Origin of the sequence: Rathayibacter sp. PhB1, from assembly GCF_004362935.1 — a bacterium.
In the GTDB taxonomy this organism is placed as follows: Bacteria; Actinomycetota; Actinomycetes; order Actinomycetales; family Microbacteriaceae; genus Rathayibacter; species Rathayibacter festucae.
The window spans coordinates 478,012-492,324 of sequence record NZ_SNYD01000005.1; the positions used below are offsets into that span (position 1 = coordinate 478,012).

The following is a 14,313-nucleotide window of genomic DNA, read 5'->3' on the forward strand; positions in this document are numbered from 1 at the left end:
GCGGCTCAGAACTCTTCGTAGTTGTACGGCTCCGGGTCCGGCTCGATCACCGGGCGCGCGATCGTGCGGCGGTTGTCCTTGATGCGCGAGCGGATGTCCTCGACGGCCTTGGCGACGGCCTCCTCGGTCGCGGCCTCGTCGTCGACGGACTGCTCCACCGGCACGACGACGAGCTCGCTGCTCGCGTCGAGGGTCATCTTCGCCTCGATGAGCACGCCCTCGTCGGTGAAGGCGGGGACGCTGACGGCCTCCGAGTGCTCCTGCCGGTCGATCGCGGTCACGAGGTCGAGGAGGGCCTCGGTGACGGCGTCGGTGGTGACGATGCTCTTGGAGGCGTAGGTCAGCTGCTGCATGTCTCCAGTCTCGCCGGGGCGGATCCGGATCTCTCGGGGTTGCGGCGGGTGCGGGCGGGCGTCTAACGGGCGGCGGGCTCTCGGGCTCCGTTCACCTCGCAGGCCTTGCGGCGGGCGTGGCGCCCGCCGCAGTCTGGAGGCATGCGAGACGTGCTGAGGAGATCCAGCGGCGGCGAGATCGCCGGCGCCGTCCTGATCGTGCTGGCCTCGATCGCGCTCCTCATCGGCGCGTTCGCCGCGGGTGCGGGGAGCATCTACGGGATGCTCGGCGTGATCGTCGCGTTCACCGCCGGCATCACCGGCCTCGGCGTGCACATCGCCGGCCGCGAGGCCCGCCTCCGCCGCGACGGGCACTGAGCGCGCCCGCCAGCGGGGTCTCGATACGCGCTGCGCGCTACTCGACCAGCATGCAGGGTGCGCTCGGGCCAGATCATGCTGATCGAGCAGTCCTCGCAGAGGGCGTTCGTCTCATGCTGATCGAGTAGCCCGCGCAGCGGGCGTATCGAGATCCACCGTTCTGCAGAGGCCTGGTCTCGATACGCGCTCCGCGCTACTCGACCAGCATGCAGGGCGCCCGCGGGCCAGATCACGCTAATCGAGCAGTCCTCGCAGAGGGCGTTCGTCTCATGCTGATCGAGTAGCCCGCGCAGCGGGCGTATCGAGATCCACCACCGTCAGAACGCGAGTCTGCAGACCCGCCCAGTTGGAGACGGTGGGTCTCGATACGCCCCTGCGGGGCTACTCGACCAGCATGAGAAGGGGCGCGGCGCGTCCTCTCCCTCACCAGCGGCGCCTCTTTCGTGCTGGACTCGGGGCCGGCCTCGCGGGCCGCCGCTGAGGCGGGCTGAGCCGACGTCGACCTCGGGACTCGAACGCGTGCCAGGATCGATGTCGGCCGTGCCGACGTCCACGGCGGCGTCGAGGACCCCGCGCGGGCGCCTCCGCGCCCGGAGCCGCCCCGACGCCCCCCGACATTCCGCCCAGGATCCCCTCCTCGGCCCGACAACGACGTTCCGGACCGGCAGAGACGACGCCGTCCGCAGAGAAGGAGCTCCCATGACGAAGCGATCCCCCGCCGGCCCGCGCTTCCCCGCCCGCCCGCGCCTCCTCGCCGGCCTGGGCCTCGCCGCCTCGGCCGCCCTGCTTCTGAGCGGCTGCACGGGCACCGGCCAGGAGCCCGCCGCGACCTCGGGCGGCGGCGCGTCCGGCGCCGGCGGCGACTACACCTACGCGGTCGTCACCCACTCCGGCCCCGGCGACGCCTTCTGGGACCGCGTGAAGTCGGGCGCCGAGGCGGCCGGCGCCGACTACGGCGCGACGATCACCTACACGGCCGACTCCGATCCGGCGCGGCAGTCGCAGCTGATCGACAACGCGGTCGCCCAGCAGGTCGACGGCATCGTCGTCTCGATGGCCAATCCCGACGGCGTCAAGGACAGCGTCGAGAAGGCGGTCGCCGCCGGCATCCCCGTCGTCACCATCAACTCCGGCATCGAGCGCTCCGCCGAGTTCGGCGCCCTCACCCACATCGGCCAGAGCGAGACGGTCGCCGGCGAGGCGGTCGGCACGAAGCTCGCCGAGGCGGGCGCCACGAAGGCGCTCTGCGTGATCCAGGAGGCCGGCAACGTCGGCCTCGAGGAGCGCTGCAAGGCCGCGGCGTCGACCTTCGGCGGCGGCATGAGCAACCTGCAGGTGGACGGCACCAACGACGCGGACGTCAAGGCGACCATCAAGTCCAAGCTCCAGGCCGACCCGTCCATCGACGGCGTGCTCACCCTCGGCGGCCAGTACGCGATCGACGCCGTCGGCGCCGTGTCGGAGTCGGGCAGCTCGGCCCAGGTCGGCACCTTCGACCTCTCCGAGGACGTCGTCACCGCGATCGAGGACGGCTCGATCGTCTTCGCCGTCGACCAGCAGCCCTACGTGCAGGGCTTCCTCGGCATCACGGCGCTGTCGCTGTACTCCACGAACGGCAACGTCATCGGTGGCGGCCAGCCCGTCTACTCCGGACCCGCCTTCGTCACGAAGGAGAACGCGGCCGAGGTCGCCGAGTTCGCCGCGAACGGCACGCGCTAGCGTGCAGCCCGCCCCCGACAGGAGCCACCCGTGACGACCACCGACACCGCGACGATCGCGCCGAGCCCGCGCCTCGAGCGGCGCCCGCTCCGCACGCTCCTCGCGCGCCCCGAGACCGGCGCGCTCGCCGCCGCCCTCGCCGTGCTCGTGTTCTTCTCCCTCTTCGCCCCGCAGTTCCTGAGCCTGGCCGGCGCCGGAGTGTGGCTGGAGTCGGCGTCGACCTTCGGGATCATGGCCGTCGCCGTCGCGCTGCTGATGATCGGCGGCGAGTTCGACCTCTCCGCGGGCGTGATGACCGGCTTCTCCGCCCTCATCGTCGGGATCCTGACCACGCACTACGGGCTCAGCGTCTGGGTGGCGGTCGTCGTCTCGCTCGTCGTCTGCCTCGGCGTCGGCGCCCTCAACGGCGTCCTGGTGATGAAGACCGGACTGCCCAGCTTCATCGTGACGCTCGGCACCTTCTTCGCCCTCGCCGGCATCGACCTGGCGGTGACGAAGCTGATCACCGGCCAGGTCGCGATCCAGGGGATGGCGAAGGTCCCCGGCTACGACGGCATCCAGCCGCTGTTCGGCGCGTCCGCGGGCCTCGGCGGCGGCACCTTCTACGTCTCGGTGCTGTGGTGGTTCGCGGTGACCGCGGTCGCCACCTGGATCCTGCTGCGCACCCGCTCCGGCAACTGGATCTTCGCGGTCGGCGGGGCGCAGGCCTCCGCGCGCCAGGTCGGCGTGCCCGTGCTGAAGACGAAGATCGGCCTCTTCATGGGGACCGCCGCCGCCGCCTGGCTCGTCGGCATGATCTCGCTCTTCCGCACCTCGACCGTGCAGGCCAACACCGGGGTCGGCCAGGAGTTCATCTACATCATCTGCGCGGTCGTCGGCGGCTGCCTGCTGACCGGCGGCTACGGCTCGGCGATCGGCGCGGCTCTCGGCGCGCTGATCTACGGCATGGTCTTCCAGGGCATCACCTTCGCCCAGTGGGACACCGACTGGCTGCGCACCGTCCTCGGCGGGATGCTGCTCGCCGCGGTGCTGCTCAACAACGCCGTCCGGACCCGCGCGGGAGGCCGGCGATGAGCCCCGGCACGACCGCCGGCGGCGCGGCACCGCGCACCCCGGCGGGCACGACGATCCTCGAGGTCCGCGACCTCGGCAAGAGCTACGGAGCTGTCGACGCGCTCACCGGAGTGTCGACCACGGTCGACGCCGGGAGGGTCACCTGCGTCCTCGGCGACAACGGCGCCGGCAAGTCGACGCTCATCGCGATGCTCGCCGGCGCCGAGGCCCCCTCCTCGGGCGAGCTGCTCCTCGACGGGGTGCCGGTCGTCTTCCCGTCGCCGCGCGCCGCGCTGCAGGCGGGGATCGCGACCGTCTACCAGGACCTCGCGGTCGTGCCGCTGATGCCCGTCTGGCGCAACTTCTTCCTCGGCTCCGAGCTCACCCGCGGGCGCGGGCCGCTGCGCCGCCTCGACGTGCAGCGGATGAAGGAGGTCACCCGGGGCGAGCTGGCGCGGATGGGCATCGACCTGCGCGACGTCGACCAGCCGATCGGCACGCTCTCCGGAGGCGAGCGCCAGAGCGTCGCGATCGCCCGCGCAGTGCACTTCGGCGCCCGCGTGCTGATCCTCGACGAGCCGACCGCGGCCCTCGGCGTCAAGCAGTCGGGCGTGGTGCTGACCTACATCGCCCGGGCCCGCGACGCCGGGCTGGGCGTGGTCTTCATCACCCACAACCCGCACCACGCCTACCCGATCGGCGACCGCTTCCTGCTCCTCAACCGCGGCACCAGCCTCGGCACCTTCGAGAAGAGCGAGATCGGCCTCGGCGAGCTGACCGGCCTGATGGCGGGCGGCGCCGAGCTCGCCGCCCTCGCGCACGAGCTCGAGCGCCCGGCGCCGGAGTGACGGCGGCGCTCCCTTCATGCTGGTCGAGTAGCCCGCGGAGCGGGCGCATTCCATGTTGATCGAGTAGCCCGCGGAGCGGGCGTATCGAGATCCACCGTCGTCCGGTGGGTGGGTCTCGATACGCGCTGCGCGCTACTCGACCAGCATGGAACGCGCTGCGCGCTACTCGACCAGCATGGGGCGCGCCCCTCCAGGTGGAAAGAGGAGCCGGTGGAGCGGGCGCATTCCATGTTGATCGAGTAGCCCGCGGAGCGGGCGTATCGAGATCCACCGTCGTCCGGTGGGTGGGTCTCGATACGCCCCTGCGGGGCTACTCGACCAGCATGAGGTCTCGATACGCGCTGCGCGCTACTCGACCAGCATGGGGCGCGCCCCTCCAGGTGGAAAGAGGAGCCGGTGGAGCGGGCGCATTCCATGTTGATCGAGTAGCCCGCGGAGCGGGCGTATCGAGATCCACCGTCGTCCGGTGGGTGGGTCTCGATACGCCCCTGCGGGGCTACTCGACCAGCATGCATGCGGGCGTATCGAGATCCGGCGTCGGTCAGTGGGCGAGGTAGGCGCGCCAGCCGCCGAAGGCGGTGATGTCGTCCGCGCCGGCGAGGGCGATCGGCTCGACGAGGAAGCCGCTGACGAGCGAGCCGTCGGCCAACGCGACCGAGCCGATGGCCATCGGCTGCGGGAGCGCCGCGACGAAGGAGCCGAACGCCGCCTCCGTCAGCCGGTACACCTCGACCTCGAGGGCCGCGCCGCCCTCGGCGACGCGCACGACGCCGGGCTTCGGCGGCACGGTCGACAGTGCGTAGAGGCGGTAGTCGGCGCTGGTGGTCGTCGCCTGGACGAGCTCCGCGTCGCGATCCGCGAGTTGGTGGTGCAGCGGCTGGTCGCGCAGGTGCGCGCCGGCGACGGCGAGGAGGACGGTGCTCGCGGCGGCGGTGCTCATGAGCGGCTCCAGACGAGATCGGCGAGCTGGTGGTCGGAGAAGGCGGGCCCGATCAGCTGGACGCCGAACGGCAGCCCGTCGACGACTCCCGCGGGGTAGGCGACGGCGGCCAGGTCGAGCAGGTTCGCGAAGTTGGTGAAGCGCCCGAGCCGCGAGTTGACGCCGATCGGGTCGGCGGCGACGGCCGCGAGCGTCGGGTGCTCGGTCGTCGTCGGCAGCAGCAGCGCGTCGATCCGCTCGAACACGGCGTCGGACACCACCCGCGCGCGGTCCAGCCGCTCCTGGTCCTGGAAGAGCTTCCAGGCCGGCAGCTCCCGCGACCGCGAGACGATGCCGCCGACGACCGGGTCCACCTCGTCCGGGTGCGCGTCGACGAACGCTCCGACTGCCGCGTAGCGCTCGGCCACGAACGCGCCGTCGTAGAGCATCCGCGCGGTCTCGAGGAACACCTCGATGTCGAGCTCGACCAGCGTCGCGCCCGCCTCGCTCCAGCGCGCCACCTCGGCGTCGAAGGCCTCGGCCCAGCCGGACGCGAGCTCGCCGAGCTGCCCGGGCCGCGGGACGCCGATCCGCGCGGTGGCCGCGAACGGCTCGGCGACTCCGCTGCGGCTGAGCGGGTCGCGCGAATCCGGCCCGGCCATGACGTCGAGCGCGCGCCGGGCGATCGCCGGATCCGCCGCCATGACCGTCACCACGTCCAGGCTCCGGCAGGCCGGCACGACGCCGGCGGCGCTGACCCAGCCCTTGGTCGGCTTCAGCCCGACCAGCCCGTGGAACGCGGCCGGCACCCGCCCGGAGCCCGCGGTGTCCGTCCCGAGTGCGAAGTCGGCGCCGCCGAGCGCCACCGCGACCGCGGAGCCGGAGGACGAGCCGCCGGAGATGCGCGAAGGGTCGACGGCGTGCCGCACCGCGCCGTACGGCGAGCGGGTGCCGACGAGACCGGTCGCGAACTGGTCGAGGTTGGCCGAGCCGAGCACCACGGCTCCCGCCGCACGCAGCCGCGCCACGACGGTCGCGTCCTCGGCGGGCGCGTACGCGAACGCCGGGCAGGCCGCGGTCGTCTCCAGCCCCGCGACGTCGATGTTGCCCTTCACCGCGAACAGCAGCCCGGCGAGCGGGAGCGCCGGATCGACGGCGGCCAGCTCCGCGGCCACCTCGGCCTCGGGCCGCAGGGCGACGAACGCCTCGGGCCGCGCGGCCAGCCGCCGGTAGCGCTCGGCGACGTGCGCCGCGGGGTCGTGAAGCGCGGGGTCGTCCATCATGCTGCGTCCTCTTCCTCGGCCTGCGCGGCCCTCGTCTCCAGCACCACGAGCACCGTGCCCGCGGCCACGTGCGCCCCGACCTCGGCGACCACGGCGACCACGCGCCCGGCCGCCGGAGCCGTCACGGGCGCCTCCATCTTCATCGCCTCGAGGGCGACCAGCGTCTGCCCGGCCGCGACCGTCTCGCCCACGGCGACGTCGATCCGGAACACGGTCGCCACGAACGGCGCCTCGACGCCCTCGCAGCCGTCCGGGATCTCCACGGCGGAGGACGCGGGCGGCGCGGGCACCGCCTCCACGCGGTCGAACTCGCCGGACGCCTCCCAGGCGGCGCGCTCGGCGCCGAAGGCCCCGGCCTGCACTGCGCGGAAGTCCGCGATCGACTCCGCGTTCTCCGCGAGGAACTCCTGGTACTCCGCGAGCCCGAACTCGCCCTCCTCGATCCGCAGCGGCAGCCGCCCCGCGGCCATCTCGGAGCGCAGCTCGAGCAGCTCGTCCGGCTCCACCGGGTACCAGCGGATGCGGTCGAAGAACCGCAGCAGCCACGGCACGCCGGTCTCGAACGCTCCGGCCTGGTGGTGCGTCGACCAGATCGGCACCGTGCGGCCGACGAACTGGTAGCCGCCCGGCCCCTCCATCCCGTAGATGCAGAGGTAGGCGCCGCCGATGCCGACGGCGTTCTGCGGCGTCCAGGTGCGCGCCGGGTTGTACTTGGTGGTCACCAGGCGGTGCCGCGGGTCGAGCGGAGTCGCGACCGGTGCGCCGAGGTAGACGTCGCCGAGCCCGAGCACCAGGTACTCCGCCTCGAACACCGTGCGGTAGACCTCGTCGACGCTGTCCAGGCCGTTGATCCGGCGGATGAACTCGATGTTCCACGGGCACCAGGGCGCGTCGTCGCGGACGCCCGCCATGTAGCGGCGGATCGCCTCGCGCGTCGACGGGTCGTCCCAGGCCAGCGGCAGGTGCACGGTGCGGCTCGGCACGCGCAGATCCGCCGTCGCGGGCAGCAGCGCCTCGGCCGCGAGCACCGCCTCGGCGACCGCGTCGGTCGAAGTCGTCCGCGGATCGAAGTGCACCTGCAGCGAGCGGATGCCCGGGGTCAGCTCGATCACGCCCGGCAGGGCCGCCTGCTCGAGCGTCTCGGCGATGGCGTGCACGCGCATCCGCGAGGCGAGGTCGAGACTCATCTCGCCGATCTCGACGAGCAGGTTCGCGTCGCCGCTCCGGCGCAGCACCAGCGACGGATCGCCGTCGTGCGCCGGCCGGCGGTGCAGCACGCCCTGGTCGTCGACCGCCGCGCGGCCCGCCGCCGGCTCGTCGAGCGGAGCGTCGAGCAGCCCGGTCGCCTGCGCCGCGGTGACCGGCACGAAGCGCACCGTGTCGCCGGGGCGGAGCTGCCCGAGCCGCCAGAGGTGGCCGGTCGCGACGCTCGCGGGGCAGGTGAAGCCGCCGAGGCTCGGGCCGTCGGGTCCGAGCAGGATCGGCAGGTCGCCGGTGTAGTCGACGGCGCCGACCGCGTACGGGGTGTCGTGGATGTTGGAGGGGTGCAGCCCGGCCTCGCCGCCGTCCTCGCGTGCCCAGTGCGGCTTCGGGCCGAGCAGGCGGACGCCGGTGCGCGCCGAGTTGAAGTGCACCTCCCAGTCGTTGGCGTAGAAGACGGCCATGTCGTCCTCGGTGAAGAACTCCGGAGCGGCGTGCGGGCCCTCGAGCGCGGCGAGCGTCCAGGCGTGCGGGAACGCGGGGCGCTCCTCCGCCGGCACGACCGCCACGGTGTTCGGGACGCTCGGCGTCCGCAGCCCGAGCACGTCGCCCGGGGCGAGCGCGCGCCCCGCGTGCCCGCCGATCGCGCCGAGGTCGAAGGTGCTGGCCGAGCCGAGCACGAGCGGGATGTCGAGCCCGCCCTCGACCAGCAGGTACAGCCGCATGCCGCTCTCGGCCGTGCCGATGGCGAGGACGCCGCCGGCCGGCACCGCGACCGGCTCCCACGGCGCGATCGGCGCGCCGTCGAGGGTCGCCGGCGCGGGCGCCCCGGTCAGCACGACGCGGGTGGCGGTGTGGAAGCGGAGTGTCGGCCCGCTCATCGTGATCTCGAGTCCCGGCGCGTCCTCCGGGTTGCCGAGCGCGGTGTTTCCGAGCCGGAACGACAGCGGATCCATCGGCCCCGACGGCGGCACGCCGACCGGCCAGTAGCCCAGGCGCCCGGTCGCGTCCTGCACGGTGGTCAGCATCCCGCCCTTCAGCACCTCGACGCGCGGGCTCGCGTCGCGCAGGTCGTCGAGGGTCGCGGTGGAGTGCTCGGCCGCGAGCACCGAGGGCTCGGCGGCGATCGCCCGCAGCAGGCCGACGTTGGTCGCGATGCCGTCGACCCGGGTGGCGGCGAGCGCCCGTCCGAGCGCGGCCCAGGCCTCCTCGCGGGTCGCGCCGCTCACGATCACCTTCGCGAGCAGCGGGTCGTAGGAGGTGGAGACCTCGCTGCCGGGGCGGATCCAGCCGTCGACGCGTACGTCGTCGGGGAACTGCAGCCCCGTGATGGTGCCGGAGCTCGGCGCGTTGCCGAGGTCCGGGTTCTCCGCGTAGACCCGCGCCTCGACGGCCGCACCGCTCGGCTCCGGGACCACGTCGAGGAAGCCGGTCTCGCCCTGCGCGAGCCGCAGCATCCACTCGACCAGGTCGATGCCGTAGCGCGACTCCGTCACCGGGTGCTCGACCTGGAGGCGGGTGTTCACCTCGAGGAACGCCGCCTCCTGCCGGACGGGATCGTAGATGTACTCGACCGTGCCCGCGCTGCGGTAGCCGGCCTCGGCGCAGAGCCGGCGCGACGCCTCCGCGATGCGCTCGCGCACGGCGTCCGGCAGATCCGGGGCGGGGCTCTCCTCGACCACCTTCTGGTTGCGGCGCTGCAGCGAGCAGTCGCGGTCGCCGAGTGAGACGACGCGGCCGGTGCCGTCGCCGAAGACCTGCACCTCGACGTGCCGGGCGCGCTCGACCAGTCGCTCCAGGAAGACGCCGGCGGAGGAGAAGCCGGCCTCGGCCAGGCGCCGCACCTCGCGCCAGGCGGCGCGCAGCTCGGCCTCGTCGCGGCAGGCGCGCATGCCGATGCCGCCGCCGCCCGCCGTCGCCTTGAGCATCACCGGGTAGCCGATGCGGTCGGCCTCGCGGGCCGCGTGGTCGGCGTCGTCGAGCAGCCCGGTGCCGGCCAGCAGCGGCACGCCCGCGCGCTCGGCGGCGTCGCGCGCGGTGTGCTTGGCGCCGAACACCTCCAGCTGCTCGGGCGTGGGGCCGACGAAGACGATGCCGGCCGCCGCGCAGGCGCGCGCGAACTCGGCGTTCTCGCTGAGGAAGCCGTAGCCCGGATGGATCGCGCCGGCGCCGGTCTGCGCGGCCGCCGCGAGGATCCGGTCGATCCGCAGGTAGCTGTCGGCCGCGGGCGCCGGGCCGAGCCGCACCGCCTCGTCGGCGAGCGCGACGTGCGCGGCGCCGAGGTCGGCGTCGGAGTAGACCGCCACCGTGCGCAGGCCCATCGCCTTCGCGGTGCGGAGGATGCGGACCGCGATCTCGCCGCGGTTGGCGACGAGGAGGGTGTCGAAGGTCATGCGCTGCCCGTTCCCGCGTTCTCGCCGCTGTGCACGATCATCTCGGCGCGCGACGGGTCGAAGCCGTTGCACGGGTTGTTGATCTGCGGGCAGTTCGAGACGACGACGAGGGTGTCCCGCTCGGCCCGCAGCACGACGCTGAGCCCGGGGGAGGAGATCCCGTCGACGATCCCGAGGGCGCCGTCCGGGTCCACCGGCACGTTCATGAACCAGTTCACGTTCGAGACCTGGTCGCGCTTGCCCATCCCGTGCCGGGAGAGCTCGGCGACGAAGTTCTCGGCGCAGGCGTGCTGCGCCGTGGTGTGGAAGCCGTAGCGGAGGGCGTTGCTCTCCTTCGAGCAGGCGCCGCCGAGGGTGTCGTGGCGCTCGACGTCGGTCGCCACGACCGTCAGCAGCGGGCGGTGCTCGGCGTCGCGGAGCACCGAGCCGGTGACCAGGTACACCGTCTCCTGCGCCTGCAGGGTCGCGGCGGCGGAGTAGGCGGTGCGGTCCTCCGCGTCGTAGGCGAGGAAGTCGACGGCCTGGTTGCCGTCGACGTCGACGATGGTCAGGTGCTCGCCGCGCTTCAGGAGGCGCGACCAGGGGGCGCGGGCCGCGACGGTCTCGCGGTGGGTCTCGGTGCCGTAGGCGGTGGTGGTGCCGGTGCTGCTCGTGCTCGTGCTCGTGTCGGTGCCGGTGGTGCTCATGCGATGCCCCTCGCGCTCAGGTACTCGTCGGTCTGCAGGAAGGCGCGGCGGCCCTCCGGAGTGGCGGCGCGCTCGTCGGCGCTCGCCGGCTCGCCCGCCCAGGCGTGCACGTCGACCGCGCCGACCGTGAACTCCGGCCGCGGGTCGAGCGGATGCGCGGTGTTCGCCAGCAGGACGATCGCCGGCATCTCGAGGCGCAGCGTCACCGAGCGGCCGGGTCCCGCGCCGCCGAGCCACTCCGGGCTGCCGTCCTCGCGGATCCGCACCCCCTGGAAGTACGAGACGCTCGGCGGCAGATCGCGCCGCCCCAGCCCGTGCTTGGCGGCGCCGAGCAGCAGCAGCTCGCGACCGGCCGGCGACGGGCCCTGCGGCGAGCCGTCGCCGTAGCGCTCGACGTTCCGCGCCAGCGCGGTCGTGCCGTAGATCGTGTCGTGCCGGCCGGAGTCGTCGGCGACGACGCTCGCGAGCACGCGGCCCTGGTCGCTGAGCAGCAGCTGGCCGGCGCCCGCGTAGACCTGCCACTGCACCTTGACGGTGTCCGCGACGTTCAGCCGCTCGTGCGGCTCCAGCGCGTTGTAGACGAGGAGCGAGACGCAGGCGTCTCCCGTGACGTCGGTCAGGCGGAGGTGCGTCCCGCGGGCGAGGACGCGGTGGCCGTAGCCGCCGCCCTCGATCCGCTCGGACCAGCGCAGATCCGCCGGGGTGACGCCCTCCGGCGCGTCGGGGCGCGTGCTCGCCGCCGCCGCCTCCTGGGCGCGGGCGTGCTCGCGCGCACCCGCCGTGGTCGAGGTGCCTGATGTCGTCATGCTGCGCCTGCTCCGTCTGCTGGTCCGGTCGCTGCCGGGGTTTCTATCACTCGACAGGAAGTCAACCGCGCCCCCGTGTCGCCGCTGTGACCCCGACGTTGCGATCGTGTTTCGCGCGCGTCCCACCCCTTCCCACTCTCCAGAAGTTGTCGTACCGGAGCGTCGAGTACGACAACTTTTGAGGAGCGGAGGGGGCTCCGGGCGCTGCTACGGTCGAGCGCATGTCGAGCGCACCCCCCGGACGGCCGCGCGCCTCCGGGGCGTCGCTCACGGGGCAGGGGACGCGGGCCGACATCCTCGCGGCGAGCGCGGCGCTCTTCTGCACGGAGGGGTTCGGCGGCACCAGCACGCACGCCATCGCCGCGGCGGCCGGCATCCGCCAGGCCTCGCTCTACCACCACTTCGGCGGCAAGCACGCGGTGCTGCTCGAGCTGCTGCTCGGCACGGTGCAGCCCTCGCTCGACGCCGCCGCCGTGCTGCTCACCCGCGACGAGCCGCCGGCCGCGCGCCTCTGGGCGCTCTGCGTCTCCGACGCCCGCCTGCTCGCGGCCGGCGAGCACAACGTCGGCGCGCTCTACCTGCTGCCCGAGCTCGGCGACGAGCGCTTCGCCGTGTTCCGCGAGCGCCGCTCCGAGCTGGAGACCGCCTACCGCACCCTCGTCGCGGCCTGCGGCGCCGCCGACCCCGCGACCGGCGCCTCCCTCGTGCTCGCCCTCGTCGAGAACGTCATCCTCCAGCGCCGCCGGCAGCCCGCCGAGCCCGGCCCCTCCGCGGAGGCGGTCGCCCTCGCGGCCCTGCGCGTCCTCGACCTCCCGCGCCCCGCCGTCGCCGAGGCGCTCGCCGCGGGCCCGGCCCTGCTCGCCCACCTGCGCTGACGCCCCGCCCGTCCGGCCTGCCGCACGCCCCGAGCCCCCGCCCATCCTCCAGAAGTTGCGGTACTCGGCGTCGACTACCGCAACTTTCGAGTTCTCGCCGAGGGGGCCGCGCGCCGGAGTTAACAGGATCGACCCACGCCCGAAAAGAATCGCGACCGAGCGCGCGGCAGGATCCGTGTCTATCAACCGATAGAAACACCCCGCCGCACCACCCAGCAGCTCGGAGCACGCATGATCATCCTCGGAGTGGGGATCACCGTCGTGGTGATCCTCGCCGTCGGCATCGCGGTCGCCCGCAAGATCGACGGCGACAGCGCCAACTACCTCGTCGCCGGACGCCGCCTCGGCATCCCGCTCGTCGCCGTCAGCCTGACGGCCGCCGCGGTCGACTCGAACGCCACCGTCGGCAACACCGACCTCACCTCGCAGTTCGGCTTCTGGGCGGGCGCCTCGCTCGCGATCGGCCTGGCGATCTGCCTCCTGATCACGGGTCTCTTCCTCGCCAAGCCGATGAACGCGATGAAGCTCTTCACCCTCGCCGACTTCTTCCGGATGCGCTACGACCGCACCACCGAGGTCGTCGCCTCGGTGATCATGGTCTTCTCCTTCACGATCCTGCTGGCCGGCAATCTGGTGGCTTGCGGCTTCCTGCTCGAGCGCTTCGCCGGCATCCCGTACGCCTGGGGCGTGATCCTCTCGGTCGCGCTCGTGCTCAGCTACACGATCGCCGGCGGCCTCTTCTCCGACGCGTACACCGCGGCCATCCAGACCGTGATCACGGTCGTCGCGGCGATCTCGCTGCTGGTCTGGGTCGCGCTCGCCTACGGCATCGTCATCCCCGAGGGCATGGGGCCGTTCGACTTCGAGCAGCTCACCGACCCGGCGATGGGCGCCCCCGTCAACTGGGCCACGCTCGTCGCCCTCGGCATCGGCGACCTGGTCGCGATCGACTTCATGCAGCGGATCTTCGGCGCCAAGTCGCCCGAGGTCGCCCGCCGCGCCTGCTACGCCGCCGCCGTCGGCACCGCGGCGATCGGCTCGATCTTCGCGATCGTCGCCCTCAGCGCCACCGCCGTCCTGGGCCTCTCGGCCGCCGACGGCCCGGTCCTGTTCACGCTGCTCGCCGACTACGCGCCGCCGGTCATCGCGATCCTGGTGCTCTCCGGAGTCGTCGCCGCGTCGTTCTCGACCGCCTCCGGCGCCATCCTCGCCACCTCGGCGATCGTCGTCCGCAACGTGCTCTCGGTCCGCCGCCACTCCGGCAGCGGCCCGGACCCGCTGCTGCGCTGGACCCGCGTCGCCATGGTGCCGATCGTGATCCTCGGCTCGTTCCTCGCGATCCGGGTCAGCCAGACCGGCATCCTGCTGACGCTCGCGTTCGACATCATGCTCGCCTGCCTCGCCGCGCCGTTCCTGCTCGGCGTCTTCTGGAAGCGCCCCGGAGTCGTCGCCGCGCTCACCGCCGCCGGCGTCGGCCTGGTCGTCCGCCTGGTCTTCCTGGCGCTCACCCCGACGCTCTACGGCGTGCCGAACGACATCCTCTACGTCCCGAACGACCTGATCGGCGCCGGTTTCGACGGCTACGCCACCCTCGTCGCCGCGGCGATCGGCTTCGGCACGTTCATCGTGGTCGGCCTCCTGGCCCCGCGCACCCCGCGCGAGCTCGCCGGCGAGCGCTCGGTCCGCACCGAGCTCGACCGCGAGCAGCAGGGAGCCCTGGAGCCCGCAGGAGTCTGACCCCCGCCGCGAGTCTGACCCCCTCCGCGAGATGCCACTTATGAGCGCTTTCCACGGCGTGTCGCGCTCATAAGTGGCATCTCG

General features: G+C 73.2%; 12 protein-coding genes. 6 read left to right on the forward strand and 6 right to left on the reverse strand.

From position 1 onward, the window contains the following. Positions 1-5: 5 nt before the first annotated feature. A complete protein-coding gene (locus EDF17_RS15220) occupies positions 6-353 on the reverse strand; it encodes a hypothetical protein (RefSeq protein WP_123447447.1) in 348 nt (115 codons plus the stop codon). Between the two features lie 141 nt (positions 354-494). Between EDF17_RS15220 and EDF17_RS15225 the strand changes: the two genes are divergently transcribed. The 4 genes from EDF17_RS15225 to EDF17_RS15240 all read left to right on the forward strand — a co-directional run bounded on the left by EDF17_RS15225 (position 495) and on the right by EDF17_RS15240 (position 4,330). After that, the gene (locus EDF17_RS15225) at positions 495-710 is read left to right on the forward strand and encodes a hypothetical protein (RefSeq protein WP_123447448.1); all 216 of its coding nucleotides are present in this window, start codon (positions 495-497) and stop codon (positions 708-710) included. Between the two features lie 699 nt (positions 711-1,409). Continuing rightward, the gene (locus EDF17_RS15230) at positions 1,410-2,429 is read left to right on the forward strand and encodes a sugar ABC transporter substrate-binding protein (protein WP_123447449.1); all 1,020 of its coding nucleotides are present in this window, start codon (positions 1,410-1,412) and stop codon (positions 2,427-2,429) included. A gap of 30 nt (positions 2,430-2,459) precedes the next feature. Then, positions 2,460-3,503, forward strand: a complete 1,044-nt coding sequence (locus EDF17_RS15235) for an ABC transporter permease (RefSeq protein ID WP_123447450.1) — start codon at positions 2,460-2,462, stop codon at positions 3,501-3,503. Next, complete coding sequence (locus tag EDF17_RS15240; protein WP_123447451.1) at positions 3,500-4,330, forward strand: ATP-binding cassette domain-containing protein; 831 nt, start codon at positions 3,500-3,502, stop codon at positions 4,328-4,330. Before EDF17_RS15235 ends, EDF17_RS15240 begins: the two co-directional genes overlap by 4 nt. A 541-nt stretch (positions 4,331-4,871) precedes the next feature. Here the strand turns inward: EDF17_RS15240 and EDF17_RS20180 are convergent. Genes EDF17_RS20180 through EDF17_RS15260 form a run of 5 tightly spaced genes read right to left on the reverse strand, consistent with a single transcriptional unit; the run spans position 4,872 to position 11,617 of the window. Next, on the reverse strand, positions 4,872-5,270 hold the full coding sequence (locus EDF17_RS20180) for a hypothetical protein (protein WP_208110624.1): 399 nt from the start codon (positions 5,268-5,270) through the stop codon (positions 4,872-4,874). Then, on the reverse strand, positions 5,267-6,532 hold the full coding sequence (atzF, locus tag EDF17_RS15245) for an allophanate hydrolase (RefSeq protein ID WP_208110625.1): 1,266 nt from the start codon (positions 6,530-6,532) through the stop codon (positions 5,267-5,269). Before atzF ends, EDF17_RS20180 begins: the two co-directional genes overlap by 4 nt. Then, entirely contained in the window at positions 6,529-10,125 is a 3,597-nt protein-coding gene (uca, locus tag EDF17_RS15250; protein ID WP_123447452.1) for an urea carboxylase, read from the reverse strand. The genes atzF and uca overlap by 4 nt, the downstream gene beginning before the upstream one ends. Next, positions 10,122-10,811, reverse strand: a complete 690-nt coding sequence (locus EDF17_RS15255) for an urea amidolyase associated protein UAAP2 (RefSeq protein ID WP_123447453.1) — start codon at positions 10,809-10,811, stop codon at positions 10,122-10,124. Before EDF17_RS15255 ends, uca begins: the two co-directional genes overlap by 4 nt. Beyond that, positions 10,808-11,617, reverse strand: a complete 810-nt coding sequence (locus EDF17_RS15260; protein ID WP_123447454.1) for an urea amidolyase associated protein UAAP1 — start codon at positions 11,615-11,617, stop codon at positions 10,808-10,810. The genes EDF17_RS15255 and EDF17_RS15260 overlap by 4 nt, the downstream gene beginning before the upstream one ends. Positions 11,618-11,838: 221 nt before the next feature. Between EDF17_RS15260 and EDF17_RS15265 the strand changes: the two genes are divergently transcribed. Continuing rightward, a complete protein-coding gene (locus tag EDF17_RS15265) occupies positions 11,839-12,492 on the forward strand; it encodes a TetR/AcrR family transcriptional regulator (RefSeq protein WP_123447455.1) in 654 nt (217 codons plus the stop codon). A 231-nt stretch (positions 12,493-12,723) separates the two neighbouring features. Continuing rightward, positions 12,724-14,229: a sodium:solute symporter family protein gene (locus EDF17_RS15270; RefSeq protein ID WP_123447456.1), complete on the forward strand. Its 1,506-nt coding sequence runs from the start codon at positions 12,724-12,726 to the stop codon at positions 14,227-14,229. Positions 14,230-14,313: the final 84 nt, after the last annotated feature.

Bases quoted from the DNA above. Each gene is read 5' to 3' on its own strand.
- EDF17_RS15240 (WP_123447451.1), top strand. From the start codon at position 3,500: ATGAGCCCCGGCACGACCGCCGGCGGCGCGGCACCGCGCACCCCGGCG.
- EDF17_RS20180 (WP_208110624.1), bottom strand. From the start codon at position 5,270: ATGAGCACCGCCGCCGCGAGCACCGTCCTCCTCGCCGTCGCCGGCGCG.
- EDF17_RS15260 (WP_123447454.1), bottom strand. From the start codon at position 11,617: ATGACGACATCAGGCACCTCGACCACGGCGGGTGCGCGCGAGCACGCC.
- atzF (WP_208110625.1), bottom strand. From the start codon at position 6,532: ATGATGGACGACCCCGCGCTTCACGACCCCGCGGCGCACGTCGCCGAG.
- EDF17_RS15270 (WP_123447456.1), top strand. From the start codon at position 12,724: ATGATCATCCTCGGAGTGGGGATCACCGTCGTGGTGATCCTCGCCGTC.
- uca (WP_123447452.1), bottom strand. From the start codon at position 10,125: ATGACCTTCGACACCCTCCTCGTCGCCAACCGCGGCGAGATCGCGGTC.
- EDF17_RS15265 (WP_123447455.1), top strand. From the start codon at position 11,839: ATGTCGAGCGCACCCCCCGGACGGCCGCGCGCCTCCGGGGCGTCGCTC.
- EDF17_RS15220 (WP_123447447.1), bottom strand. From the start codon at position 353: ATGCAGCAGCTGACCTACGCCTCCAAGAGCATCGTCACCACCGACGCC.
- EDF17_RS15225 (WP_123447448.1), top strand. From the start codon at position 495: ATGCGAGACGTGCTGAGGAGATCCAGCGGCGGCGAGATCGCCGGCGCC.
- EDF17_RS15230 (WP_123447449.1), top strand. From the start codon at position 1,410: ATGACGAAGCGATCCCCCGCCGGCCCGCGCTTCCCCGCCCGCCCGCGC.
- EDF17_RS15255 (WP_123447453.1), bottom strand. From the start codon at position 10,811: ATGAGCACCACCGGCACCGACACGAGCACGAGCACGAGCAGCACCGGC.